General features: G+C 69.4%; 19 protein-coding genes and 1 pseudogene. 18 read left to right on the top strand and 2 right to left on the bottom strand.

All coding sequences use genetic code 11. The features are described from left to right. Positions 1–11: 11 nt before the first annotated feature. Both M3M27_RS13710 and map read right to left on the bottom strand, forming a co-directional pair. A complete protein-coding gene (locus M3M27_RS13710; RefSeq protein ID WP_434025972.1) occupies positions 12–2624 on the bottom strand; it encodes a [protein-PII] uridylyltransferase in 2613 nt (870 codons plus the stop codon). Beyond that, positions 2621–3397, bottom strand: coding sequence for a type I methionyl aminopeptidase (gene map / locus M3M27_RS13715; RefSeq protein ID WP_218569631.1), 777 nt, complete (start codon positions 3395–3397; stop codon positions 2621–2623). Before map ends, M3M27_RS13710 begins: the two co-directional genes overlap by 4 nt. A gap of 326 nt (positions 3398–3723) precedes the next feature. Here map and rpsB point away from each other — a divergent pair, with 326 nt between their 5' ends. From rpsB to M3M27_RS13805, 18 genes and pseudogenes are all read left to right on the top strand, one after another. Continuing rightward, a complete protein-coding gene (gene rpsB / locus M3M27_RS13720; protein WP_140722143.1) occupies positions 3724–4518 on the top strand; it encodes a 30S ribosomal protein S2 in 795 nt (264 codons plus the stop codon). 138 nt (positions 4519–4656) lie between these two features. Further along, positions 4657–5532, top strand: a complete 876-nt coding sequence (gene tsf / locus M3M27_RS13725) for a translation elongation factor Ts (RefSeq protein ID WP_434025973.1) — start codon at positions 4657–4659, stop codon at positions 5530–5532. 123 nt (positions 5533–5655) lie between these two features. Further along, complete coding sequence (locus tag M3M27_RS13730; RefSeq protein ID WP_140722149.1) at positions 5656–7161, top strand: GGDEF domain-containing protein; 1506 nt, start codon at positions 5656–5658, stop codon at positions 7159–7161. A gap of 293 nt (positions 7162–7454) precedes the next feature. Further along, positions 7455–8177, top strand: coding sequence for a UMP kinase (pyrH, locus tag M3M27_RS13735; RefSeq protein ID WP_140722152.1), 723 nt, complete (start codon positions 7455–7457; stop codon positions 8175–8177). 181 nt (positions 8178–8358) lie between these two features. Next, positions 8359–8916 carry a ribosome recycling factor gene (gene frr, locus M3M27_RS13740; protein ID WP_434025974.1) on the top strand — a complete coding sequence of 186 codons (558 nt, stop codon included), beginning with the start codon at positions 8359–8361 and terminating at the stop codon, positions 8914–8916. Positions 8917–8933: 17 nt separating this feature from the next. Then, complete coding sequence (gene uppS / locus M3M27_RS13745) at positions 8934–9695, top strand: polyprenyl diphosphate synthase (RefSeq protein ID WP_140722159.1); 762 nt, start codon at positions 8934–8936, stop codon at positions 9693–9695. Next, positions 9692–10546, top strand: coding sequence for a phosphatidate cytidylyltransferase (locus M3M27_RS13750; RefSeq protein WP_140722162.1), 855 nt, complete (start codon positions 9692–9694; stop codon positions 10544–10546). Before uppS ends, M3M27_RS13750 begins: the two co-directional genes overlap by 4 nt. 1 nt (position 10547) lies before the next feature. Beyond that, positions 10548–11729 carry a 1-deoxy-D-xylulose-5-phosphate reductoisomerase gene (locus M3M27_RS13755; protein ID WP_434025975.1) on the top strand — a complete coding sequence of 394 codons (1182 nt, stop codon included), beginning with the start codon at positions 10548–10550 and terminating at the stop codon, positions 11727–11729. 39 nt (positions 11730–11768) lie between these two features. Beyond that, entirely contained in the window at positions 11769–13124 is a 1356-nt protein-coding gene (rseP, locus tag M3M27_RS13760) for an RIP metalloprotease RseP (RefSeq protein WP_434025976.1), read from the top strand. 120 nt (positions 13125–13244) lie between these two features. Beyond that, complete coding sequence (bamA, locus tag M3M27_RS13765) at positions 13245–15650, top strand: outer membrane protein assembly factor BamA (RefSeq protein ID WP_140722171.1); 2406 nt, start codon at positions 13245–13247, stop codon at positions 15648–15650. A gap of 232 nt (positions 15651–15882) precedes the next feature. Further along, on the top strand, positions 15883–16905 hold the full coding sequence (gene lpxD, locus M3M27_RS13770) for a UDP-3-O-(3-hydroxymyristoyl)glucosamine N-acyltransferase (RefSeq protein ID WP_434025978.1): 1023 nt from the start codon (positions 15883–15885) through the stop codon (positions 16903–16905). Then, positions 16902–17360 carry a 3-hydroxyacyl-ACP dehydratase FabZ gene (gene fabZ / locus M3M27_RS13775; RefSeq protein ID WP_140722177.1) on the top strand — a complete coding sequence of 153 codons (459 nt, stop codon included), beginning with the start codon at positions 16902–16904 and terminating at the stop codon, positions 17358–17360. The genes lpxD and fabZ overlap by 4 nt, the downstream gene beginning before the upstream one ends. Before the next feature lie 17 nt (positions 17361–17377). After that, entirely contained in the window at positions 17378–18169 is a 792-nt protein-coding gene (gene lpxA, locus M3M27_RS13780) for an acyl-ACP--UDP-N-acetylglucosamine O-acyltransferase (RefSeq protein ID WP_140722180.1), read from the top strand. A gap of 98 nt (positions 18170–18267) precedes the next feature. Beyond that, a pseudogene (gene lpxB / locus M3M27_RS13785) lies at positions 18268–19458 on the top strand (lipid-A-disaccharide synthase); the annotation flags it as partial. Beyond that, on the top strand, positions 19455–20147 hold the full coding sequence (locus M3M27_RS13790) for a ribonuclease HII (RefSeq protein WP_434025979.1): 693 nt from the start codon (positions 19455–19457) through the stop codon (positions 20145–20147). The pseudogene lpxB and the gene M3M27_RS13790, both read left to right, overlap by 4 nt. 95 nt (positions 20148–20242) lie before the next feature. Next, positions 20243–23830, top strand: coding sequence for a DNA polymerase III subunit alpha (gene dnaE / locus M3M27_RS13795; RefSeq protein ID WP_140722189.1), 3588 nt, complete (start codon positions 20243–20245; stop codon positions 23828–23830). 186 nt (positions 23831–24016) lie between these two features. Further along, positions 24017–24787 (top strand): hypothetical protein, encoded by a 771-nt coding sequence (locus M3M27_RS13800; RefSeq protein WP_434025981.1) that lies wholly within the window; start codon positions 24017–24019, stop codon positions 24785–24787. Between the two features lie 273 nt (positions 24788–25060). Continuing rightward, on the top strand, positions 25061–26020 hold the full coding sequence (locus tag M3M27_RS13805; RefSeq protein WP_140722195.1) for an acetyl-CoA carboxylase carboxyltransferase subunit alpha: 960 nt from the start codon (positions 25061–25063) through the stop codon (positions 26018–26020). The last annotated feature ends 40 nt before the right edge of the window (positions 26021–26060 follow it).

A 26060-nucleotide genomic window follows, 5' to 3' on the forward strand; every position in this document is an offset into this window, starting at 1 on the left:
CTCCAACGTGCTTACTTGGGGTCGAGACAGGCCAGCAGCGCGTCGTGCAGGGCCTGGCGGGAGGGATCGGTCAACGGGCGGTCGTGCTCGTCCGTGATCAGGAACTGGTCCTCGGCGCGCTCGCCGAACGTGGCGATGCGCGCGTCGTGCACGCGCAGGTGATGGCTGCGCAGGACCTGCGCGAGGTCGGCCAGCAGGCCGGGCCGGTCGGGCGCGACCAGGCTGAGCCGGGTGCGGCCGCCATCGGCGGAATCCTTGAACTCGATGCGCGGCGCGAAGCGGAAGTGCCGCAGCTGCCGCGGTACCACCCGGCGCGAGGTGCGCACGTCGGCCAGGTCGCCGGCGAGCACGTGCGCCAGCGCCGCCGCCAGGCGGTCCGGGTCGCGCTCGGCGAACGCGTCGGCCGGCAGCACCTCGAAGGTGTCGAAGATCGCGCCATGCGGCGCGTCGAGCACGCGCGCGCGGTGGATGCCGTAGCCCTTGCGGTCGAGCGTGGTGACGATCGCGGCGAACAGGCCGTCGCGGTCGGGCGAATACACGAACACCTCCACCGCGTCGTTGTCCGGCGCGGCGCGGCGCGCCTTCACCAGCGTGCCGCCGATCTCGACCTCGATCAGCGAGATCGCCTGCCAGGCCAGCTGCGCAGGACGGAAGCGCAGGAAGCATTCTTCCGGCATGCCGGCGAACTGGCGGTCGATCACGTCGTCGGGCACGCCCTGCACGTGCAGCAGCGCGCGCGTGGACTCGCGCGCCTCGCGCAGGCGCTCCTCGCGCGGCGGCGGGTTTTCCAGGCCCTCGCGCAACGCCCGCCGGGTGGCGAAGTACAGGTCGGCCAGCAGCCGGTCCTTCCAGGTGTTCCACAGCTTGGGGCTGGTGCCGGCGATGTCGGCGCAGGTCAGCAGGTACAGGTAGTCCAGGCGTTCGCGGCTGCCCACCAGCGAGGCGAAGCGATGGATCACCTCCGGGTCGGAGATGTCCTGCTTCTGCGCGGTCACCGACATGCGCAGGTGCTGCTCGACCAGCCACGCCACCAGTTCCGTATCGCTTTCGCTGAGCTGGTGCGCCACGCAGAATTCGCGCGCATCCACCGCGCCGAGCTCGGAGTGGTCGCCGCCGCGGCCCTTGGCGATGTCGTGGAACAAGCCCGCCAGCAACAGCAGTTCGGGCTTGCGCAGGCGCGGCCACACCTCGTGCGCGATCGAGAAGCGCTCGTCGGCGCGGCCGCTGGCGAACTGGGCGAGATTGCGCAGCACCATCAGGGTGTGCTGGTCGACCGTGTAGACGTGGAACAGGTCGAACTGCATCCGCCCGGACACCTTGGCGAAGGCCGGGATCCACTGGCCGAGCACGCCCAGCCGCGCCATCCGGTTCAGCGTCTCGACCGCGCGCGGCCCGCGCATCAGGGCCATGAAGGCCTCGCGCGCCTGCAGCGGCGCGTCGGCATAGGCCGGCAGGAACCGCAGTACCTCGGCCAGCGCCCGCGCGGTCAGCGAATGCAGGCCGCGCACGTCGCCGTTGGTCGCCCAGGTCGAGAACAGCGCGAACACCTGCAGCACGTCGCCGTTGGGCCAACCCGGCGCGTCCGCCGCCAGGTAGCCGCGGCGCAGCGAGAAGCCCTCTCCCACCACCACCGGCACCGCCTCGCCGTCGAACTGTTCCTCGAACCGCTGCAGCAACCGGTCGCTGATCCTGCGCACCATGGCCGCGCTGCGGTAGAAGCGCTGCATCATCTTCTCGACGCCCAGGCTCTCCGGGTCGTCGTGGAAGCCGAGCCGTTGCGCCAGCGCCTTCTGGTAGTCGAAGCGCAGCCGCTCCTCGGGCCGGTTGGCGACCAGGTGCAGGCCGAAGCGCAACCGCGCCAGTTCGCGCCGCTCGCGCCGCAGCGCGGCGGCCTCGTCCGGGCCGAGGTGGCCCAGGCCGACCAGGGCGTCCAGGTCGTGCACGCCGAACGTGCGCAGCGCCATCCAGCCCAGCGTATGCAGGTCGCGCAGCCCGCCCGGGCCTTCCTTGATGTCCGGCTCCAGGTTGTCGGCGGTGTCGCCGAAGCGCTGGTGCCGGGCCTGCAGTTCCTCGCGCTTGACCAGGAAGAACTCGCGCGGCGGCCAGATCCGCTGCGGCGCGATCGCGGCCGCCAGCTGCGCCTGCGCCTCGGGGCCGGCCACCAGCGGGCGCGACTCGACCAGCGCAGTCAATACGGTCTGGTCCTCGGCCGCCTGCGTGCATTGCTCCGGCGAGCGCACCGCGTGGCTGACCGGCAGCCCCGCGTCCCACAGCAGCGCGAACAGGCGCGCCAGCGCCTGCTCGTGCAGGCGCTGCGACTCCGGCGCGCCGAGCACCAGCAGGTCGATGTCCGAGCGCGGGAACAGCTCGCCGCGCCCGTAGCCGCCGACCGCGTGCAGGGACAGGCCGGCGTCCCCGGGGACGCAGCGGGACCACGCATCGCGGATCAGCTCGTCGATCGCGCGCGCGCGCAACGCCAGCAGGCGGTCGATGTCGTCGGCCTGGTCGAAGCGCCGTCCAAGCCGCGCATCGGTGTGGGCGAGCGACTGGCGCGCCTGCGCCGCCCATTCGCCATCGCCGGCGATGTCGGTTCCGGACAGACCCGCCGCCGGCAGCCTGCTCACGCGCGCACGGGGTCGTTGGGCGACAGGGTCAGCACGTCCACGCCGTCCTCGGTGACGGCGATCATGTGCTCCCACTGCGCCGAAAGCTTGCGGTCCTTGGTCACCACGGTCCAGCCGTCCGGCAGCACCCGGGTGTAGCGCGTGCCCTCGTTGATCATCGGCTCGATCGTGAAGGTCATCCCGGGCTTGAGCACCAGCCCCTCGCCGGGGCGGCCGTAGTGCAGCACCTGCGGTTCGTCGTGGTACACCTTGCCGATGCCGTGGCCGCAGTACTCGCGCACCACGCTGAAGCGCTCGGACTCGGCGTACTGCTGGATCGCATGGCCGACGTCGCCCAGGGTCGCGCCCGGCCGGACCGCGCGGATGCCGCGCCACATCGCCTCGCGGGTCACCTCGACCAGCCGCCTGGCCATCACCGAAGGCGTGCCGACGTAGTACATCCGGCTGGTGTCGCCGTGCCAGCCGTCCTTGATCACGGTGACGTCGATGTTGACGATGTCGCCGTCCTTGAGGACCTTGCCCTCGCTCGGGATGCCGTGGCAGATGACGTTGTTGACCGAGGTGCACACCGTCTTGGGGAAGCCGCGGTAGCCGACATTGGCCGGGATCGTGCCCTGCACGTTGACGATGTGGTCGTGGCAGATGCGGTCCAGCTCGGCGGTGGTCACGCCCGGCTTCACGTGCGGCGCGACGATGTCGAGCACCTCGGCGGCCAGGCGGCCGGCGATGCGCATCTTCTCGATTTCTTCGGGGGTCTTGAGATTCACGGTCATGCCGGCGATTATCGCCGATCCGGGCTGAATCTGAACGGGAGCGGGCCATCCGCGCCGTCCCGGCGGCCCCGGCCATGCCCGGATTTGCGCGGCCGCGGCCGACGGGCTATCATCCGCGGGATTTTCCCGGCCCTCGGCCACGGAAATCCGTCCACGCCGGACGCCACCGGCGAATCCACACCTGCCGCCCACATCCGTGCCGGGGTGCCCCGCGAGGGGTTCGGACACGGACGCGGCAGGGAGGCCCAACCCCGGAATCGCATGCGCGGACCTCAACGAGAACGGCCGCGCGCGGAAGCGATTCCACATCCAACTGGAGTACAGCAATGCCCCAAGTCACCATGCGCCAGATGCTGGAAGCCGGCGTCCACTTCGGCCACCAGACCCGCTACTGGAACCCCAAGATGGCTCCGTACATCTTCGGCGCGCGCGGCAAGATCCACATCATCAACCTCGAGAAGACCGTCCCGCTGTTCAACGACGCGATGAACTTCATCTCGAGCGTCGCCCAGAAGCGCGGCACCATCCTGTTCCTGGGCACCAAGCGCAGCGCGCGCGACGCCATCAAGGAAGAGGCCGAGCGCTGCGGCATGCCGTACATGACCCAGCGCTGGCTGGGCGGCACCCTGACCAACTTCCGCACCGTCAAGCAGTCGGTCGCCCGCCTGAAGGAGCTGGAAGCGGCCGAGACCGACGGCACCTTCGACAAGCTGGTCAAGCACGAAGTGCTGGGCCTGCGCCGCGAGCGCGACAAGCTGGAAGCCTCGCTGGGCGGCATCAAGGACATGAACCGCCTGCCCGACGCGATCTTCGTGATCGACATCGGCCACGAGGACATCGCGATCAAGGAAGCCAAGAAGCTGGGCATCCCGGTCGTGGCTGTGGTCGACACCAACTACGATCCGGCCCTGGTCGACTACGCGATCCCGGGCAACGACGACGCCATCCGCGCCGTGCAGCTGTACGCCCGCGCCGCCGCCGACGCCGTGCTGGAAGGCAAGGCCGCCGCCCCGAACGCCGCCTCGGTCCGCGAGGAAGAGTTCGCCGAGGCTTCCGAGGAAGCCAAGCCGGCCCGCCGCGCCCCGGCCAAGAAGGGCAAGAAGGAAGAAGCGGCCGAGTAATCGGCCTGCCATGCGGCCATGCCACGCTGCATGGCCGCTCCTCCGGCCGACGGGCCACCGGCCCGTCCCTCCAGGCCGGATCGAATACCCGTTGGCGGGGCCTCGCCCCGCCCTACACACCGCATACGAGGTAATCCCGTGGAAATCACTGCTTCCCTGGTCAAGGAACTGCGCGAGCGCACCGGCGCCGGCATGATGGAGTGCAAGAAGGCGCTCACCGAGAACGCCGGCGACATCGACGCCGCGGCCGAGTGGCTGCGCAAGTCGGGCCTGGCCAAGGCCGACAAGAAGGCCGACCGCGTCGCCGCCGAAGGCCGCATCGCCGCGGCCCAGGACGGCGGCAAGGCCGTGCTGGTGGAGATCAACTCCGAGACCGACTTCGTCGCCAAGGACAGCAACTTCATCGCCTTCACCGACGCCGTCGCCCAGGCCGCCCTGGCCTCCGGTGCCGCCGACGTCGATGCCCTGAAGGCCGCCAAGCTCGCCTCCGGGGAGACCGTCGAGGAAGCCCGCGCCGCCGCCGTGGCCAAGCTGGGCGAGAACATCCAGATCCGCCGCCTGGTCCGCGTCGACACCGCCAACAACGTGGCCGCCTACGTCCACGGCGGCAAGATCGGCGTGCTGGTCGACCTGGCCGGCGGCGACGCCGAGCTGGCCCGCGGCCTGGCGATGCACGTCGCCGCGATGAACCCGCCGCACAACAAGGCCTCCGACGTGCCGGCCGACTTCATCGCCAAGGAGAAGGAGATCGAGCTGGCCAAGATGTCCGACAAGGACAAGGCCAAGCCGGCCGAGATCCTGGAGAAGATCATCTCGGGCAAGATCAACAAGATCGTCAACGAGGTCACCCTGTACGGCCAGCCGTACGTGCTGGACAGCGACAAGTCGGTCGAGCAGGTCGTCACGGCCGCCGGCGCCGACGTCGTCGGCTTCCAGCGCCTGGTGGTCGGCGAAGGCATCGAGAAGGTCGTCGAGGACTACGCCGCCGAAGTCGCCAAGGCGATGCAGGTCTGACCCCGGGCATTGCGCCCACGGAAAAGCCGCGGCTCGCCGCGGCTTTTTTGTTTTCCGGCACGGGCATCGGCGGCGTGCCCGTTTGGTAATGTACTTGCGGCTGAACAGCGGCAGAATACGAGCATGTCCCCAGAAATCCAGGCCGCCCTGGCCTCCTGCCGGAACCTGCCCTCCCCGCCTGGCGTCGCACTGCGCATCATCGAACTGGCCCAGGACCCCGATGCCGACGTGGCCACCGCCGCGGACGCGATCGCCCTGGACATGGCGCTCAGCGCGCGCATGCTGCGGGTCGCCAATTCGCCCCTCTACGCCAGCCGGCGCCGGGCCGAGAACCTGGGCCAGGCCCTGGCGATACTCGGCCTCAACGCCACGCTCAGCCTCGCGCTCGGGTTCTCGATGGTGCACGGCCTGCACAACGCGTTCGGGCCGCACCCGCTGCACGAGCGCGTCTGGCGCCGCAGCGCGGTCACCGCCCTGGCCTGCCGCGTGCTCGGCCAGGCCCGCGGCCTGCGCAAGCCCGAGGAACTGATGCTGGCCGGGCTGCTGCAGGACATCGGCATCCTGGCGCTGCTGAAGGCGATGCCGGACTCCTACGCGCCGCTGCTGGAGAGCGCGACGGACAACGCGGCCCTGGTCGCAGCCGAACGCGCCGCGCTCGGCTGCGACCATGCCGAGGTCGGCAGCTGGCTGGCCGGCGAATGGAACCTGCCGGAATACCTGCGCACCGCCATCGCCCGCAGCGAAGCGCCCGCCGATCCCGCCGAACCGTTCGCCGCCTGCGTGGCGCTGTCCGGCCCGGTCGCCGACATCTGGCTCCGCGACGACCCGCTGGAGGCGCGCGGCATCGCCTTCGCCCGGGTCAAGGACGCGCTCGCGCTGGATGCGGAACGCTTCGAGAAGGTGATCGAGAAGATCGGCGAATCGCTCCCGGACATCGGCGCCCTGTTCGACATCCGGGTTCCCACGCCGGGGCACGTCGAAGCGATCTTCGAGCAGGCCCGCGAACTGGCCTCGCTGCGCGGCCTGCGCGAACTGCAGGACCTCGCCGACGCGCGCCGCCAGGCCGACGAATCGGAGAACCGCGTCCGCCATTTCGCCGAGCAGGCCAGCCGCGACGCGCTGACCGGCGTCTACAACCGCCACCAGCTGCATTCCCGGCTGGAGCAGGAGTTCGAGATCGCCCAGCGGCATGGCCGCCCGCTGTCGATCGCGTTCATCGACCTCGACGATTTCAAGCGCGTCAACGACAGCCACGGCCACCTGGTCGGCGACGAGGTGTTGCGCAACTTCGCCCTCGCCCTGCAAGGCGCGCTGCGCGCCAGCGACGTCATCGCACGCTACGGCGGCGAGGAGTTCCTGGTGATCCTGCCCAACACCACCAGCGCCGCGGCCCAGGCCGTGCTGCAGCGCGTGCTCGCGGCGACCTCGCGCGCGCCCATGGCGCGGCTGGCCGACGGCCCGCTCCACATCACCTTCTCCGCGGGACTGGCGACCCAGGGCGACGGCTGGCGGTTCGATGACGTCGAAGAACTGCTCAAGGCCGCCGACAAGGTGCTCTACCGCTCCAAGCACCGCGGCCGCAACCAGGTGAACGTGCACGGCGCCGAACCGCATGCGGCGCAGGCGTGAGAAAGGCCGTGCGGCCGGCGCGATGCGCATGACCCCGCGACCGCGGTCGTTGCCGGCCTCCCGCACCGCCTCGCCCCCTTCGGACCGGGAAGGCTTCCCGGCAACCGGGTGACCGATCGCCCTGGCAGCCGGCCTTCATCGTCGAGCACGCATGGATTCCCGCCTTCGTGGGAACGGCTGCGCCCGGCGCTTCCGAGGATCGAGGACGCGCACTAAGGAAAAATTTACATCTCCGGTGCGCGCGCATCCGCTAGAATTTGCGCCGTTTGCCGCCCCCACTCCGAGGTACTCCCATGTCCGAACTCGCCTATCGCCGCGTCCTGCTCAAGCTTTCCGGGGAGGCGCTGATGGGAGAGGAGGACTACGGCATCGACCCGAAAGTGATCAACCGCCTCGCCCACGAGGTGATCGAGGCCCAGCAGGCCGGCGCGGAAATCGCGCTGGTGATCGGCGGCGGCAACATCTTCCGCGGCGCCGGCCTGGCCGCCGGCGGCATGGACCGGGTCACCGGCGACCAGATGGGCATGCTCGCCACGGTCATCAACGCGCTGGCGATGCAGGACGCCCTCGAGAAACTCGGCGCCAAGGTCCGCGTGATGAGCGCGATCAAGATCAACGACGTCTGCGAGGACTTCATCCGCCGCCGCGCGATCCGTCACCTGGAGAAGGGCCGCATCGCGATCTTCGCCGCCGGTACCGGCAATCCGTTCTTCACCACCGACTCCGGCGCGGCGCTGCGCGCGATCGAGATCGGCGCGGACCTGCTGCTGAAGGCCACCAAGGTCGACGGCGTCTACGACAAGGACCCGAAGAAGCACGCCGACGCGGTCAAGTACGACAGCCTCACCTACGACGAGGTCATCATCCAGGGCCTGGAGGTGATGGACACCGCCGCCTTCGCGCTCGCCCGCGACAGCGACCTGCCGCTGCGCATCTTCGACATGGGCCATCCCGGCGTGCTGCTGCGCATCCTGCGCGGCGAACCGATCGGCACGCTGGTGAAGGGCCGCAGCTAAAAGCTTGGGATTCGGGATCCGGTAAAAGACTGCCGGATATCGACCGGCCTTGCGCGGCCGGCCCGGCACCCGGCCGCACGTGAATCGGGGCCATCGGCCTTTGCGAACCCCGGGCCCCGGAACCCGGGCCCCGGCCTTCCCGGCTATAATCGCCCGATTCAGTTCCACACGGACTCCGGCGATGCTCAACGAAATCAAACAAGACGCTCAATCCCGCATGGCCAAGAGCATCGAGGCCCTGCGCCACAACCTGGTGAAGGTGCGCACCGGCCGCGCTTCGACCGGCCTGGTCGACACCATCCGGGTCAACGCCTACGGCAGCGAGGTGCCGCTCTCCCAGGTCGCCGCCGTGTCGGTTTCCGACGCGCGCTCGCTGGTGATCAACCCCTGGGACAAGGGCATGGTCGGCGCAATCGAGAAGGCGCTGCTCGCGTCCGACCTCGGCCTGACCCCGAACACCGCCGGCACCACGATCCGCCTCAACCTGCCCGCGCTGACCGAGGAGCGCCGCAAGGAGCTGGCCAAGGTCGTGCACGGCGAAGGCGAGGAAACCAAGGTCGCCATCCGCAACATCCGCCGCGACGCCAACCAGAAGGTCAAGGACCTGCTCAAGGACAAGGCGATCACCGAGGACGAGGTGCGCCGCAGCGAGGAAGAGATCCAGAAGATCACCGACAAGGCGATCAAGAACGTGGATGACGTGGTCAAGGCCAAGGAACAGGAATTGATGGCCGTCTGACGTTGCCGACCGCGGCCATGCGTCCAGACTCCGAACCGTCCCTGCTGCCCCGCCACGTCGCCATCATCATGGATGGCAACGGCCGCTGGGCGCAGCGCCGGCGGCGCCCTCGCGTGATCGGGCACCGCGCCGGCGCGCGCGCGGTCAACCGCACCGTCGACACCTGTCTCGAAAAAGGCATCCGGGCGCTCACCCTGTTCGCGTTCTCCAGCGAGAACTGGGGCCGGCCGCAGGAAGAGGTCGACGCGCTGATGAAGCTGTTCCTGCACGCGCTCGAGCGCGAGGTGGAGGAGTTGCACCGGCGCGACGTGCAGGTGCGCTTCATCGGCGATCGTTCGCGGTTCGCCCCGAACATCCGCGAACGCATGCAGCAGGCCGAGGATTCCACCGCCGGCAACCGCAGCCTGGTGCTGTCCGTCGCCGCCAGCTACGGCGGCCGCCAGGACATCGCCCAGGCGGCGCGGGCCCTCGCCGAGGAGGTCGCGGCCGGGCGCCTGGCGCCGGGGCAGATCGACGAGGCGCTGCTCGCCCAGCGCATGGCCCTGGCCGACCTGCCGCCGCCGGACCTGTTCATCCGCACCGGTGGCGATACCCGCATCAGCAACTTCCTGCTCTGGCAACTGGCCTACACCGAGCTCTGGTTCACCGAGACGCTGTGGCCGGACTTCGATGCCGCCGTGTTCCAGCAGGCGCTGGACGACTACGCCGGGCGCGAGCGCCGCTTCGGCCTGACCAGTGCGCAGGTCGCCTCGCGCGCGACGGAGAATTCTTCCGCATGACCCAGACCCGCGTCATCGCCGCCCTGATCATGGCGCCGGCCGCCATCTGCGCGATCCTGTTCCTGAGGACCGACTGGCTGGCCGCGGCCGCTGCCGTCGTGTTCCTGACCGGGCTGTGGGAGTGGCTCAAGCTGTCCGGCGTCGACGACACCCTGCCGCGCACCGTGCTGCTGGTCCTGAACCTGTTGCTGATGGTGCTGCTGGTATGGGCGTCCGCCGGCTCGATGGTGCTGTTCCAGATCGCCGCGCTGGTCGGCGTGGGATGGTGGCTGCTGGCGTTGCTGTGGCTGCGCTTCTTCGACTTCGGCGCCCGCCCCGACAGCCGTGGCGCCGGCGTGCTCAAGCTCGCCGCCGGCACGCTCGCGGTGATCCCGGCCTGGTCGGCGCTGCTGCTGCTGCACCTGGGCACGCGCGAAACGTTCGACGGCACCGCATCGCTGCAGGACCACCTGTGGCTGCTGACCGCCCTGGCCATGGTCTGGGCCGCCGACTCCGGCGCCTATTTCGCCGGCCGCCATTTCGGCCGCCACAAACTGGCGCCCCGGATCAGCCCGAACAAGACCGTCGAGGGCCTGGTCGGCGGTCTGGTCGCCGGCCTGCTGGTGGCGGCCGCCTTCGGGCTGCTGGCCGGCCTGCCCGTGGCCGGCCTGCCCAAGCTGCTGCTGGTCGCCGCCGTGGCGGTGCTGGCCTCGGTGCTGGGCGACCTGTTCGAGAGCCTGCTCAAGCGCCATGCCGGCGCGAAGGACTCGGGCAACGTGATCCCGGGGCATGGCGGCGTGCTGGACCGCATCGACGGCGTGCTCGCCGCGCTGCCGGTGTTCGCGCTCGGCAAGGACATCCTGGGTTTCTGAGATGGCCGGCAGCCATATCCGCCAGGTCGCCGTGTTCGGCGCCACCGGTTCCATCGGCGCCTCCGCGCTGGACGTGATCGCGCGCCATCCCGACCGCCTGCGCGCCAGCGTGCTGGCCGCCGGCAACAAGGTCGACGCGCTGGTCGGACTGTGCCGCCGGCACCGGCCCGACCATGCGGTGATCGCCCGGCCCGGCCTGCTGGACGACCTGCGCGCCGGCCTGCGCGAGGCCGGCCTGGACACGCAGGCGCACGCCGGCCAGGAGGCGCTGGCTGAGCTGGCCGGCGACGCGGCGGCCTGCGATACCGTGGTCGCGGCGATCGTCGGGGCCGCCGGCCTGCCTTCCACGCTTGCCGCGGCGCGCGCCGGCAAGCGCCTGCTGCTGGCCAACAAGGAATCGCTGGTGCTCGCCGGCGAGCTGCTGATGCGCACGGCCGCGGCGGCCGGCTGCGAGATCATCCCGATCGACAGCGAACACAGCGCGATCTTCCAGTGCCTGCACGGCAGCGGCGCCGGGCCCGGCGTGCGCAAGGTGATCCTGACCGCCTCGGGCGGGCCGTTCCGCGGGCGCAGCCGCGCCCAACTGGCTGACGTCACCCCGGCCCAGGCCGTGGCCCACCCCAAGTGGTCGATGGGCCCGAAGATCTCGGTCGACTCGGCCACCCTGATGAACAAGGGGCTGGAGGTCATCGAGGCCCACCACCTGTTCGGGCTGCCGGCCGACCGCATCGAGGTGCTGGTGCACCCGCAGAGCCTGGTGCATTCGCTGGTCGAGTTCGTCGACGGCTCCACCCTGGCCCAACTCGGCCTGCCCGACATGCGCACCACCCTGGCGGTCGGCCTGGCCTGGCCGGAGCGGATCGCCTCCGGCGTGGCCGGCCTGGACCTGCGCGCGCATGGCCGGCTCGATTTCGAAGCGCCCGACCTGGATGCCTTCCCCTGCCTGAAACTGGCATGGGCCGCCATGCATGCCGGCGGCTGCGCGCCGGCCGTCCTGAACGCCGCCAACGAAGTGGCGGTTTCAGCCTTTCTTCAGGGCCGGATCGGTTTCCTAGCCATTCCTGCACTGGTCGAGCATGCGCTCTCCACACTGCCCGGGGAAAATGCGGATACGCTGGAACACCTGCTGGCGGTGGATGCCCAGGCCCGCCAGGTGACCGAAGCCGCCCTCGCCCGCCACTGATGCCGATCTCCCTCCCTTGCCTGCCCTCGACCGCCGCCAATGAGTGACCTGCTCGGATCCATCTGGTGGATGATCGTCAGCCTGGGCGTGCTGGTGACCTTCCACGAATTCGGCCACTTCTGGGTCGCGCGCCGCTGCGGCGTGAAGGTGCTGCGCTTCTCGGTCGGCTTCGGCCGCCCGCTGTGGTCGCGCCGCGACCGCCACGGCACCGAGTTCGCGATCGCCGCGATCCCGCTCGGCGGCTACGTGAAGATGCTGGACGAGCGCGAAGGCAACGTGCATCCGGCCGAACGCTCGATGGCGTTCAACGCCAAGTCCGTGTGGCAGCGGATCGCGATTGTCGCGGCCGGCCCGGCCGCCAACCTGCTGCTGTGCATGCTCCTGCTGTGGGCGATGTTCGTGATCGGCAAGCAGGACTATTCCGCCACGCTCGGCCACGTCGAGGGCCTGGCGGCCCAGGCCGGCTTGCGGGCCGGCGATCGCGTGCTGTCGGTCGACGGCCGCGACGTCGCCAGCTGGAGCGACACCAGCATGCTGCTGACCACCGCGGCGATGGACCGGCGCGACGTGCGCATCCGCGCGGCCGGCGCCGATGGCGGCGAACGCGCGGTCATCGTGCGCATGTCGCAGCTGCCGGCGGGCTTCCAGGAACAGCGCGTGCCGGAGCTGGCCGGTTTCGGCTGGCAGTTCCTGACCCAGCCGGCGCAGGTTTCCGAGGTCGCCCCGGGCTCGGCCGCCGACGGCGTGCTCAAGCCGGGCGACCGCATCGTGGCGATCGACGGCCACCCGATCGACTCGGCCGAGCAGGTCGCCCCGCAGATCCAGGCGCTGGGCGAGCGCGGCGGCGCCGGCATGGTCGAGGTCGAGCGCGACGGCGACCGGCTCGCGCTGGAACTGGTCCCGACCCGCGAAACCGGCACCGACGGCAAGCCCGCCTACCGGATCGGCATCGCGGTGGGCCGCGCCGCCGCCCCGGCCTACGACGCGCGGCTGCAATACGGCGTGTTCGCCGCGGTGCCGGCCGCGATCCGCGAGACCGGGCGGATGGCCGGCGATTCGCTGGGCATGATCCGGCGCATGCTGACCGGCCAGGCCTCGGTCAAGAACATCTCCGGCCCGATCACCATCGCCAAGGTCGCCAACGCTTCGGCCAAGCGCGGGCCGGACTGGTTCCTGTACTTCCTGGCCCTGCTGTCGCTGAGCCTGGCGATCATCAACCTGCTCCCGATCCCGATCTTGGACGGGGGACACCTGCTGTATTACCTTATCGAGTTGGTCAAGGGCAGCCCGCTTAGCGAGCGCGCCATGGCCGCCGGGCAGTACGTGGGCCTGGCGGTGCTCGCCGGGTTGATGGGGTTGGCGTTCTACAACGACATCCTCGGCCGGGTCCCGTGACCACCGAATCCGAATCCCCGCATATGGAACCGTGGTGCCGTCGCGAAGGATTCGCATCCATGCCCGTCGTCATACGCCGGCAACCCGCAACCTACGAATTCGACTTCAACCGGATGTGACATGACGAGATTTCCCACTCGCCGCTTCCTCGCTCTAGCCCTTTCCGCCAGCCTGGGCCTGCCCGCGCTCGCGAACGCGGCCGAGCCCTTCGTCGCCAGTGACATCCGCGTCGACGGCCTGCAGCGCATTTCCTCCGGTACGGTCTTCACCTATCTCCCGGTCAACCGCGGCGACACCGTCGACGACGCCAAGGTGGCCGAGTCGATCCGCGCGCTGTACCGCACCGGCTTCTTCGAGGACGTGCAGCTGGACCGCCAGGGCAGCATCCTGGTCATCACGGTCAAGGAGCGCCCGGCCATCAACAAGCTGACCGTGACCGGCAACAAGGACATCAAGAGCGAGGAACTGCTCAAGGGCCTGAGCGACATCGGCCTGAGCGAGGGCGGCACCTTCGACCGCCTGAGCCTGGACCGCGTCACCCAGGAGCTGACCCGCCAGTACAACAACCGCGGCAAGTACAACGTCCAGATCACCCCGACGGTGAGCCCGCTGGACCGCAACCGCGTGGACGTGGCCATCGCGATCAAGGAAGGCAAGGCCGCCAAGATCCGCCACGTCAACCTGGTCGGCACCGACAAGTTCCTGGACAGGGACATCCTCGACCAGTGGGAGTCGAAGGAGCACAACTGGAAGTCGTGGTACAGCCGCGACGACCAGTACTCCAAGGAAAAGATGTCCGGCGACCTGGAGAAGCTGAACTCCTGGTACCTGGACCGCGGCTACATCGACTTCAACATCGACTCGACCCAGGTCGCGATCAGCCCCGACAAGCGCGACATGTTCATCACCGCGGGCGTCACCGAGGGCGAGCAGTACAAGATCTCCGAGATCAAGGTCAGCGGCGACACCGTGCTGCCGCAGGCCGACGTCGAGAAGCTGGTGATCCCCAAGGCCGGCGACATCTTCTCGCGCGCCCTGCTGGAATACAGCGCCGACGCGATCACCAACTCGCTCAGCAACGTCGGCTACGCCTTCGCCAAGGTCAACCCGATCCCGACCCCGGACCGCGAGCACCGCACCGTCGCGGTGAACCTGCAGGTCGTGCCGGGGCCGCGCGTCACCGTGCGCCGGATCATCTTCAAGGGTAACACCCGCACCTCCGACGAGGTACTGCGCCGCGAGATGCGCCAGTTCGAGAACACCTGGTACTCGCAGGCCGCGATCGACCGCTCCAAGATCCGCCTGCAGCGCCTGGGCTACTTCGAGACCGTGGACGTCGAGACCCCGCCGGTACCGGGCAGCAACGACCAGGTGGACGTGGTCTACAACGTCAAGGAAACCACGTCGGGCAGCTTCCAGATCGGCCTGGGCTACTCGCAGACCTACGGCGTCACCACCTCGGTGCAGCTGTCGCAGAACAACTTCCTGGGCGGCGGCAACCGCGTCTCGGTGGAAGCCTCGCGCAGCAGCTACCAGGACCGCTACTCGTTCTCCTACACCAACCCGTTCTTCACCGACGACGGCGTCTCGCTGGGCTACAACCTGGCGTGGCAGAAGCTGGACTACTCCGACTACAACGCCGCGCAGTACAACAGCAAGCGCGGCTCGGCGCAGGTGGTCTTCGGCATCCCGATCACCGAGAACGACGCGTTCTCGCTGATGCTCGGCATCGACAGCAACCAGATCACGACCTACCAGGGCTATACCCCGCAGTCGATCATCGAGTACATCGACGCGGTCGGCCAGCGCACCTTCCACACCTGGCGCAGCGAGGTGGGCTGGGCGCGCGACACCCGCAACGACTACTTCATGCCGACCCGCGGCATGTACCAGCGCGTGGGCGCGGAAATCGCCCTGCCCGGCTCGACCGTGGAGTACTACAAGCTCACCTATTCGTTCTCCAAGTACTGGCCGATCATCCCGTCGCTGGTGCTGAACACCCGCCTGGACCTCGGCTACGGCGACGGCTACGGCAAGACCTACAGCCGCGACATCTGCGGCACGACGACCAGTACCGGGTATACCCCCGAGGCCTGCAACGGCAGCAACCTGATCCGCCGCGTCAACGCCTCCGGCCTGCCGTTCTTCGAGAACTTCTACGCCGGCGGCACCAACTCCGTGCGCGGCTTCGAGGACAACACCCTCGGCCCGCGCTCGGAGGCCACGGTCTACTACAGCCGCGGCCAACCGCTGGGTGGCTCGGTCAAGACGGTCGGCTCGCTCGAAATGTACTTCCCGAGGCTGTTCAACAGCCCGTCGGCGCGCGTCTCCGCGTTCTTCGATTTCGGCAACGTCTACAACGGCTGGGACAACTTCAAGGCCAACGAGCTGCGCGCCTCCACCGGTATCGCGCTGCTGTGGCGCGCGCCGGTCGGCCCGATCTCGATCAGCTACGCCTTCCCCCTGAAGAAGGAAGACGGCGACGAGATCGAGCGCCTGCAGTTCACCTTCGGCGGGCAGTTCTAGCGAACTGCCCGCCCCGCCAGGGCTTTGCCCTGGCGGACCAGACTCCTGCACAGCAGGAGTCTGGTGGGCGACTGGCCTACCAAATCCCCGCGCCGGCGGCGCGCCCCCTTTACTAAAGGGGGCCTTTCTCCAGCGTGATGATCGCTACCTGCTCGGATAAAGAGCACGGCTTGGCCTGCCCGCCAGGCAGCCGCAACATGACCGCCATCACGGCGCACGGTAGAATTCCGGCGTGAATACTCCTACCTATACCGCCCAGGACATCGCCGAGCGCTTCGGCCTGCAGGTGCATGGCGACGGCGGCGTGGCCATCCACGGCGTCGCCACGCTGGCCCATGCCGGCCCCGGCCAGCTCAGTTTCCTCGCCAACCCGCGCTACCGCGCGCAACTGGCCGACAGCCGCGCCGGCGTCGTGGTCTTGCGCGCCGACGATGCCGAGGCGGCATCCGGCACCGCGCTGGTCGCGAAGGATCCCTATACGGTCTTCGCCAAGATCGCCGCGTTGTTCGACGTGCCGCCGGCGCGCGCGGCCGGCATCCATCCGAGCGCGAGCATCGATCCGAGCGCGACCGTGTCGCCCACCGCGCATGTCGGCCCGTTCGCCAGCATCGGGGCGCGCAGCGTCATCGGCGACGGCTGCATCGTCGGCCCGGGCTGCGTGATCGGCGAGGACTGCGAGATCGGCGAGGGCAGCGAGCTGATCGCGCGCGTCACCCTGGTCACCCGCGTGCGCCTGGGCAAGCGCGTGCGCGTGCATCCCGGCGCGGTGCTCGGCGCGGACGGCTTCGGCCTGGCGATGGACGCCGGCCGCTGGATCAAGGTACCGCAGCTCGGCGGCGTGGTGATCGGCGACGATTGCGAGATCGGCGCCAACAGCTGCGTCGATCGCGGCGCGCTGGAAGACACCGTCCTCGAGGAGGACGTGCGCATCGACAACCTGGTGCAGATCGCGCACAACTGCCGCATCGGCGCGCACACCGCCATCGCCGGCTGCACCGGCATCGCCGGCAGCGCCAGGATCGGGCGCTATTGCCTGATCGGCGGCCACGTCGGCGTGGTCGGCCACCTCGAGATCTGCGACAAGGTCGTCATCACCGGCAAGTCGGTGGTGCGCAATTCCATACACGAGCCGGGCGAGTACTCGTCCGGGACCCCGCTCACCGACAACCGTACGTGGCGCAAGAACGCCGCACGCTTCAAGCAGCTCGATGCCCTTGCCCGGCGCATCCTGGCTGTGGGCAAGGAGAAAGAATGAACGATACGCTGCAGTTGCCAATCGACGTCACCCGCATCCAGGAGCTGCTCCCGCACCGCTATCCCTTCCTGATGGTGGACCGGGTGCTGGAGCTCGACCATGAAGCGCGCCGCATCGTTGCGCAGAAGAACGTGAGCATCAACGAGCCGTTCTTCCAGGGCCACTTCCCGGGCCGCCCGGTGATGCCCGGCGTGCTGATCATCGAGGCGCTGGCGCAGGCCGGCGGCGTGATGACGCAGCTGGGCCTGGGCCGCGACGCGGACTCCACGCTGTTCTACATGGTCAAGGTCGAGAACGCGCGCTTCAACAAGCAGGTGGTCCCGGGCGACGTGCTGATCCTGGACGTGCAGATGAAGCGGCTGATCCGCAACATGGGCTGGTACTACGGCGAAGCCAGGGTGGACGGCGAAGTGGTCGCCTGCGCCGAGGTGATGTGCGCCGGCGCCAAGGGCTGAACGCATCCGGAGGAACGATGAGCAACGACACGCCCCTGATCCACCCCACCGCGGTCATCGATCCGTCGGCCAGGCTCGCCGCGAACGTGCGCGTCGGCGCCTTCACCCTCATCGGCCCTGACGTCGAGATCGGCGAAGGCACCCAGATCGGCCCGCATTGCAGCGTGTACGGCCCGACCCGCATCGGGCGCAACAACCGCTTCGTCGGCCATGCCGCGATCGGCGGCGACCCGCAGGACAAGAAGTTCGCCGGCGAGCGCACCGAGCTGGTGATCGGCGACAACAACCTGATCCGCGAGTTCGTCACGATCAATCGCGGCACCGGTGGCGGCGGCGGCGTCACCACGATCGGCAACGACAACTGGATGCTGGCCTACACCCACATCGCGCACGACTGCCACGTCGGCAACCATTGCGTGTTCTCCAACAACACCACGCTGGCCGGGCACGTCGTGGTCGGCGACTGGGTGATCATCAGCGGCTTCTCCGGGGCGCACCAGTTCTGCCGCATCGGCGCGCACGCCTTCCTGGGCATGGGCGCGCTGACCAACGGCGACGTGCCGCCGTTCACGATGGTGGGCACCGATGCGCTCGGCCGTCCGCGCGGCATCAACAGCGAAGGGCTCAAGCGCCGGGGCTTCTCGCCCGAGCGCATCGCGGCGATCAAGCGCGCCTACCGCACGCTGTACGTGGCCGGCCTGCCGCTCGCCGAGGCCAAGCAGGAGCTGGCCGACCAGGCGCGCAACAGCGAGGACGTGCGCAGCATGCTCGAATTCATCGAGCACACCGAGCGCCCGTTGCTGCGATAACGGCCACGGCTCGTGATCCGGCGAAAAGCAAAAGCAATGCGGGCGCGCTCATGGTCCTAGCTTCTTCGAACCGCGAATCGCGAATCACGGATCGCCGCGCAGCGCCGCTGCGCGTGGCCCTGCTCGCCGGCGAGACGTCCGGCGACCTGTTGGGCGCCGGCTTGATCGAGGAACTGCGCAAGCGCTACCCCGATGCCCAGTTCGCCGGCATCGGCGGCGATGCCATGCGCAACGCCGGCTGCGAGACCTGGTTCGACGCCAGCGAGCTGTCGCTGATGGGCTTGTTCGAGGTGCTTCGCCACCTGCCGCGGCTGCTCAAGCTGCGCCGCGAGTTCCGCGAGCGCGCCCTGGCCTGGCAGCCCGACGTGTTCGTCGGCATCGACGCGCCCGATTTCAACCTGCCGGTGGAGCGCTGGCTCAAGCAGCGCGGCGTGCGCACGGTGCACTACGTCAGCCCCTCGGTATGGGCGTGGAAGGAAAAGCGCGCCGAGAAGATCAGCGCCAGCGCCGACATGGTGCTGTGCCTGTTCCCGATGGAGCCGCCGATCTACCACCGGCACGGGGTGGATGCGCGCTTCGTCGGCCACCCGATGGCCGACGCCATCCCCTACCAGGTCGACCGCGACGCGGCCCGCGCCGAACTCGGGCTGTCGTCGTCCAGCCCGGTGCTGGCGATCCTGCCCGGCAGCCGCCACGGCGAGATCAGCCGTCTGGGCGAGACCTTCTTCGAGGCCGCCTGGCAGCTGTCCGAGCAATTGCCGGGACTGCACGTGCTGGTGCCGGCCGCCAACCCGGGCTGCAAGCCGCTGATCGCCGAGCAGCTGTCGCGCTCGGCCCTGCCGGTACTGCGCTCGCACGTGCTCGACGGCCAGGCGCGCACCGCGATGATCGCCGCCGACGTGGTGCTGCTCGCCTCCGGCACCGCCACGCTGGAGGCGATGCTGGTCAAGCGCCCGATGGTGGTCGGCTACAAGGTCGCGCCGCTGACCGCCCGCATCGTCAAGGCGCTGAAGCTGATCAAGGTGAACCGCTACGCGCTGCCCAACATCCTGGCGAACGAGGACCTGGCGCCCGAGCTGATCCAGGACGATTGCACGCCCGGGAAGCTCGCCGCGGCCGTGCTGCACTGGTTCCGGCACCCGGAGGCGGTGGCCCGCCTGCAGCCGAAGTACCTGCAACTGCACGCGGAACTGCGCCGCGACGCTTCGGCGCGCGCGGCCGAGGCGGTGGCGGAGCTGGTGCGGGGCCCGGCACCGGGGGCCGGGGTCCCGGAGCGGGTGCCGCGATGAAAGCCCCGTCCTCCGGATTGCCGCTGTTCCCCGGATCCCCGGCCCCCGACCTCCGGCTCTACGCCGGCGTCGACGAGGCCGGCCGCGGCCCGCTGGCCGGACCGGTGGCGGTGGCGGCGGTGGTGTTCGATCCGTCCAAGCCGCGCATCAACGGGCTGGACGACTCCAAGCAGCTCGGCGCCGAGCGCCGCGAGGTGCTGTACTCGCGCATCGTCGAACGCGCGCTCGCCTGGAGCGTGGTGCTGGTGGCGGTCGAGGAGATCGACCGCTTCAATATCTTCCAGGCGACGATGCTCGGCATGCGCCGCGCCCTGGAGGACGTCGCGCACGTCGCGCGGTATGCCAGGATCGACGGCAACCGCGTGCCCAAGGCGTTGCCCTGCCCGGCCGAGGCGCTGGTCGGCGGCGATGCCCGCGACCGCACGATCATGGCCGCGTCCATCGTCGCCAAGGTCACCCGCGACCGCTACATGCAGGAACTGCACCTGCGCCATCCGGAATACGGCTTCGACCAGCACAAGGGCTACGGCACGCCGGCGCACCTGGCCGCGCTGCGCCGGCATGGCCCATGCGCCGAACACCGGCGCAGCTTCGCGCCGGTGCGCGACTGCCTTGCAGGCGATGGAGCCCGCGATCCCGCACCGGCGCCCCTGGAAAGCCTCCCCAGCCACGACCTGGAGCTCTCCTAGCGAAGCCCCGGGGCCCCGGACCCGGGTCCCGGCTGTCAAGCCTTGTCGCTCCGCCCCCTCCGGACTACCCTGCCCGGTCACCGCAGTGATCCGGCATGACCACGTCCCGCTTCGTTCATCTTCATATCCACACCGAATTCTCGATGGCGGATTCCACGATCCGCGTGCCCGAGAAACCGGACCAGGCCGATCCCAAGAAGGCCAAGCAGGCCAACCTGCTCAGCCGCGCCGTCGAACTCGACCTGCCCGCCCTGGCGGTCACCGACCTGAACAACATGTTCGCGCTGGTGAAGTTCTACAAGGCGGCCGAAAGCGTGGGCATCAAGCCGATCGCCGGCGCCGACGTGATGATCGCCACACCCGACCAGGCCCCGTGGCGGCTGACGCTGCTGTGCCGCGATCGCGAGGGCTACCTGAGCCTGTCGCGGCTGATCTCGCGCGCCTGGCTCGAAGGGCATCGTCCCGAGGGCGGCGTGGCCGTGCACCCGGAGTGGCTGGCCGAGCACCACCACAACCTGTTCGCGCTCGCCGGGCGCGAGAGCCTGGCCGGCCGGCTGTTCGCCGAAGGCCGGCACGACCTGGCCGAACAGAGCCTGGCCGATTGGCAGCGCGTGTTCGGCGACGGCCTGCACCTTGAGCTGACCCGCACCGGCCGCGACGGCGAGGAGGCGTTCAACCGCTTCGCCCTGCATGCCGCGGGCACGCGCGGCCTGCCGGTGGTGGCCAGCAACGACGTGCGCTTCCTGCACGAGAAGGACTTCGACGCGCACGAGGCGCGCGTGTGCATCGCCTCCGGCCGCGTGCTCGACGACCCCAAGCGGCCGCGCGAGTACAGCCCGGAGCAGTACCTGAAGTCGTCCGAGCAGATGTGCGAGCTGTTCGCCGACATCCCCGACGCGATCGACAACACGCTCGAGCTGGCCAAGCGCTGCAACATCGAGATGCGCCTGGGCACCTACTTCCTGCCCAAGTACCCGGTGCCCGACGACGAGACGCTGGACACCTGGATCCAGAAGCAGTCGCGCGAGGGCCTGGAGGAACGCCTGCAGAAGAACCCGCTGGCGCCGGGCAAGACCCGCGAGGACTACTTCGAGCGGCTCGAATTCGAGCTCGACACCATCATCAAGATGGGGTTCCCCGGCTACTTCCTGATCGTGGCGGACTTCATCCAGTGGGGCAAGAACCACGGCATCCCGATCGGGCCGGGCCGCGGTTCCGGCGCCGGTTCGCTGGTGGCGTGGGCCCTGAAGATCACCGACCTGGACCCGCTGCCGTACAACCTGCTGTTCGAGCGCTTCCTCAATCCCGAGCGCGTGTCGATGCCGGACTTCGACATCGACTTCTGCATGGACCGCCGCGACGAGGTGATCGACTACGTCGCGCGCAAGTACGGCCGCGAGCGCGTCAGCCAGATCATCACCTACGGCACCATGGCCGCCAAGGCGGTGGTGCGCGACGCCGGCCGCGTGCTGGGCTTCCCGTACGGCCTTGTGGACGGCGTCGCCAAGCTGGTCCCCAACATCCTCGGCATCACGCTCAAGGATGCGATGGGCGAAGGCAAGGACAGCGAGATGGCCTCGCCCGAGCTGATCCAGCGCTACCAGAACGAGGACGACGTCCGCGACCTGATCGACCTGGCGCGCCAGCTCGAGGACCTGACCCGCAACGCCGGCAAGCACGCCGGCGGCGTGGTGATCGCCCCGGAGCCGCTGACCGAGTTCTGCCCGCTGTTCGCCGAACACGACGAGGGCGGGCGCGGCAAGAACCCGGTCACCCAGTTCGACAAGAACGACGTGGAAGAAGTCGGCCTGGTGAAGTTCGACTTCCTCGGCCTGCGCACGCTGACGATCATCGACTGGGCGGTGAAGGCGATCAACCGGCGCCATGCGCGCGCCGGCATCCCGCCGATCGACATCGCCGCGATCCCGCTCGACGACCCGGCCACCTACAAGGACATCTTCGCCTCGGGCAACACCGGCGCGGTGTTCCAGTTCGAATCCTCGGGCATGCGCCGCCTGCTCAAGGACGCGCGCCCGGACCGCTTCGAGGACCTGATCGCGCTGGTGTCGCTGTACCGCCCGGGCCCGATGGACCTGATCCCGGACTTCAACGCGCGCAAGCACGGCCAGCAGGAGATCATCTATCCCGACCCGCGCACCGAAGCGATCCTGAAGGACACCTACGGGATCATGGTGTACCAGGAGCAGGTGATGCAGATGGCGCAGATCGTCGGCGGCTACTCGCTCGGCGGCGCCGACCTGCTGCGCCGCGCGATGGGCAAGAAGGTGCCGGCCGAGATGGCCAAGCACCGCGAGATCTTCCGCGAGGGCGCGGCCAAGGGTGGCGTGGACGCGGCCAAGGCCGACGAGATCTTCGACCTGATGGAGAAGTTCGCCGGCTACGGCTTCAACAAGTCGCACGCCGCCGCCTACGCGCTGGTCAGCTACCAGACCGCCTGGCTCAAGCGCCACTATCCGGCCGAGTTCATGGCCGCGACCCTGTCTTCGGACATGGACAACACCGACAAGGTGGTCGGCTTCCTCGACGAGGCGCGCAACCTCAACCTGCAGGTGCTGCCGCCGCGCGTCAACGAATCGGCCTACATGTTCGAGGCCGCCAACGCGGACACCATCCGCTACGGCATCGGCGCGATCAAGGGCGTCGGCCGCGGCGCCTGCGAGGCGATCGTCGAGGAGCGCCAGCGCGGCGGCGAGTACACCTCGCTGCTGGATTTCTGCACGCGGGTGGATTCGTCCAAGCTCAACCGGCGCACGCTCGAGGCGATGATCAACGCCGGCGCGCTGGACGGGCTGGGCAAGAACCGCGCCTCGCTGATGCTACAGCTGCCGGAAGTGCTCAAGGCCACCGACCAGATGGCCAAGGAGCGCGAGTCCGGGCAGAACTCGCTGTTCGGCGGCCCCGACCTGTCGGCGCCGGCGATCCACCTGGAGCTGCCGGAAAGCAAGGAATGGCCGCTCGCGCAGGTATTGAACGGCGAACGCGAGACGCTCGGGCTGTACCTGAGCGGCCATCCGTTCGACCCGTATCGCGAGGAAGTGAAGGAGCTGGTCGGCTGCGACCTGGGCGCCCTGGAGAAGATCGTCGCCTCACAGCAGCGCGGCGGCGGGGGCGGCGACGGCGAGAAGCGCGCCTGGCGCCCGGAGGTCAACGCCGTCCTGGCCGGCATGGTGGTCGGCGTGCGCCGCAAGGGCGACAGCCAGGTGTTCGTGCAGTTGGAGGACGGCCGGGGCCGGGTGGAATGCTCGGCGTTCTCCGATGCGATGGCCGAGTTCGGCGACCTGCTGACCCGCGACCGCATCCTGATCGTGCGCGGCGGCCTGCGCGAGGACGAATTCAACGGCGGCTACAGCCTGCGCATCCGCCAGTGCTGGGATTACGAGCAGATCTGCGCCCAGCACGCCCAGCGCCTGATGCTGCGGCTGGACCTGCGCGACCGCCAGGCCTGGCAGCGCATCGATGCCCTGCTCGCCCGCCACCGCCCCGGACGCACGCCGCTGCGGCTGGACCTGCTGCTGCGCTCGCCCAAGGGCGGCGTGGCCGGCATGCTGGACCTGAACGGCAGCGGCTCGGTCCGGGTCGATCCGCAGCTGATCGACGCCCTGCGCGGCGACCCGGCGGTACGCGCGCTCAAGGTCAAGTACAACCCGCCGTGGGCGCAATGAAAGGCCGCCTCCCGTTCCGGGCGAGGCCGGCCGGCGTCTCAGCAATCCGCGAGACCATGCCGTCCGAAGTGGCACGGGCGCGGCCCGCGAAGCGCCGGCCGCGCCGCATGAATGCGTAAAGGCGCCGTACACACCCCCGGGCGCACACTGCGCTCTCGGACCCATGACGGCCTAGGACTCCCCACCATGAAAGCCCTGCTCGCCGCTCCGCTGGTCGTTGCCCTGCTCGCAGGCTGCAGCGCCGCCCCGAAAGCCTACGAGATCGACAACCCGACCGCTTCCGCCATCACGGTGACCGTGGACGGCACCGAGCACCGCGTGCCGGCCGGCGGCTCGGTCGCCCTGCAGCTGGACGCGGGCGCCCATACCCTGCACACCGATGCGCTGGGCGACATCAACTTCCTGGTGTCCTCGGCCGACCGCGGCGGGCTGATCAACCCGACCCGCAGCGCCTACGTCATCGCGAGCACCACCTCGCCCTCGCACGAGCCGGTGGTGAGCCGCTTCGACGACGCCCACCCGGGCGTCACCCTCGAAGGGACCACCTACGAAGGCCCGTACCGCCTGAACGACGAACTGATCATCAACCGCAGCTGGCGCGCCGGCGTGCACGATGCGCCGCCAGTCGGCCGCGCCCGTGCGGACGATGCGCTGGCCGATGCCAAGATCTTCGCCGCGCGCGATTTCGTGAGCTACTACCAGCACGTGGTCGAAGGCCCCAGCACCTTCTCCTACGTGGTGAACCCCGGCATGCCGTCGCCGACCTACCTGACGGCGCTGGAGGATGCCGGCCTGCCGAGCCTGGCGCCGGTCCTGGCCTACGACACCGGCGAGTTGCGCCGCGTCTACACCGCCTACCTGCGCTCGTTCGAGCCGGCGCTGCCGAGCCGCGATGCCGGCACCCGCCTGGTCTACGTGCAGCCCGGCGCTTCGCGCCACGCCGCCCAGCGGCAGTAAAGCGCTCGTCCCGAAGCCCGGCCAAGCGCCGGGGTTTTTCGTTGGGATCCTTCGCGTTCGATCGGAACCTGCGTCCTGGGTCGTCATGCGCCCGATGCAGTCTGCTCCTCGTGGGAGGGACTTCAGTCCCGACGGGCGGTATCGGCCAAGCGTCCTCCTTGGGTCTTCGGCGGCCGGAGCTCGACCGTTTCCGGCATCGATCCGCACCGGGGCGTACGGGCCGCGACGGAGCATTCGGCTACACTTCGCCCCTTTGGTTCCTCACGGCGTCCCATGAATCCGAACTACCTCGACTTCGAGCAACCCATCGCCGACCTGGAAGCCAAGATCCAGGAGCTGCGCAACGCCAGCACCGGCCCGGCGGTCAACGTGGAGGTCGAAGTGCGTGCCCTGCAGGACAAGCTGCGGCTGCGCACCGCCCAGATCTTCCGCGATCTCTCGGCCTGGCAGGTCTCGCAGCTGGCGCGCCATCCGCAGCGCCCGTATACGCTGGACTACCTGCGGGTCATGTGCGACGAGTTCCAGGAACTGGCCGGCGACCGCGCCTTTGCCGACGACAAGGCCATCGTCGGCGGCCTGGCCCGCATCGCCGGCCGCCCGGTGGTGGTGATCGGCCACCAGAAGGGCCGCGACACCAAGGAGAAGATCCGCCGCAACTTCGGCATGCCCAAGCCGGAGGGCTACCGCAAGGCGCTGCGCCTGATGAAGCTGGCCGAGCGCTTCCGGCTGCCGCTGCTGACCTTCATCGACACCGCCGGCGCCTGGCCGGGCATCGATGCCGAGGAGCGCGGCCAGTCCGAGGCGATCGCGCGCAACCTGATCGAGATGGCCGAGCTGAAGATCCCGGTGATCTGCACCGTGATCGGCGAAGGTGGCTCGGGCGGCGCGCTGGCGATCGGCGTCGGCGACCGCACCCTGATGCTCGAGTACGGCACCTATTCGGTGATCAGCCCGGAAGGCTGCGCCTCGATCCTGTGGAAGGACGCGGCCAAGGCCAAGGATGCCGCCGAACAGCTCGGCCTGACCGCCAAGCGCCTGAAGGACCTGGGCCTGGTCGACAAGGTCGTGCGCGAGCCCACCGGCGGCGCGCATCGCAATCCGACCCAGATGGCCAAGCGCCTCAAGGCGGTGCTGCTCAACGAACTGGACGCGCTGGAGAAGATCCCCGTGGACCAGCTGCTGGAAAAGCGCTACGAGCGCCTGCGCGGCTACGGGGCGTACGAGGCGGCGTGAGGAGCCGCGATGGCTGGTTCGTAATGGGGAATCCGCAAAA

This window comes from Xanthomonas boreopolis (assembly GCF_046529185.1).
Lineage (GTDB): Bacteria > Pseudomonadota > Gammaproteobacteria > Xanthomonadales > Xanthomonadaceae > Pseudomonas_S > Pseudomonas_S boreopolis.

Bases quoted from the DNA above. Each gene is read 5' to 3' on its own strand.
- map (WP_218569631.1), bottom strand. From the start codon at position 3,397: ATGACCGTGAATCTCAAGACCCCCGAAGAAATCGAGAAGATGCGCATC.
- rpsB (WP_140722143.1), top strand. From the start codon at position 3,724: ATGCCCCAAGTCACCATGCGCCAGATGCTGGAAGCCGGCGTCCACTTC.
- M3M27_RS13730 (WP_140722149.1), top strand. From the start codon at position 5,656: ATGTCCCCAGAAATCCAGGCCGCCCTGGCCTCCTGCCGGAACCTGCCC.
- pyrH (WP_140722152.1), top strand. From the start codon at position 7,455: ATGTCCGAACTCGCCTATCGCCGCGTCCTGCTCAAGCTTTCCGGGGAG.
- frr (WP_434025974.1), top strand. From the start codon at position 8,359: ATGCTCAACGAAATCAAACAAGACGCTCAATCCCGCATGGCCAAGAGC.
- uppS (WP_140722159.1), top strand. From the start codon at position 8,934: ATGCGTCCAGACTCCGAACCGTCCCTGCTGCCCCGCCACGTCGCCATC.
- M3M27_RS13750 (WP_140722162.1), top strand. From the start codon at position 9,692: ATGACCCAGACCCGCGTCATCGCCGCCCTGATCATGGCGCCGGCCGCC.
- M3M27_RS13755 (WP_434025975.1), top strand. From the start codon at position 10,548: ATGGCCGGCAGCCATATCCGCCAGGTCGCCGTGTTCGGCGCCACCGGT.
- rseP (WP_434025976.1), top strand. From the start codon at position 11,769: ATGAGTGACCTGCTCGGATCCATCTGGTGGATGATCGTCAGCCTGGGC.
- bamA (WP_140722171.1), top strand. From the start codon at position 13,245: ATGACGAGATTTCCCACTCGCCGCTTCCTCGCTCTAGCCCTTTCCGCC.
- fabZ (WP_140722177.1), top strand. From the start codon at position 16,902: ATGAACGATACGCTGCAGTTGCCAATCGACGTCACCCGCATCCAGGAG.
- lpxA (WP_140722180.1), top strand. From the start codon at position 17,378: ATGAGCAACGACACGCCCCTGATCCACCCCACCGCGGTCATCGATCCG.
- M3M27_RS13790 (WP_434025979.1), top strand. From the start codon at position 19,455: ATGAAAGCCCCGTCCTCCGGATTGCCGCTGTTCCCCGGATCCCCGGCC.
- dnaE (WP_140722189.1), top strand. From the start codon at position 20,243: ATGACCACGTCCCGCTTCGTTCATCTTCATATCCACACCGAATTCTCG.
- M3M27_RS13800 (WP_434025981.1), top strand. From the start codon at position 24,017: ATGAAAGCCCTGCTCGCCGCTCCGCTGGTCGTTGCCCTGCTCGCAGGC.
- M3M27_RS13805 (WP_140722195.1), top strand. From the start codon at position 25,061: ATGAATCCGAACTACCTCGACTTCGAGCAACCCATCGCCGACCTGGAA.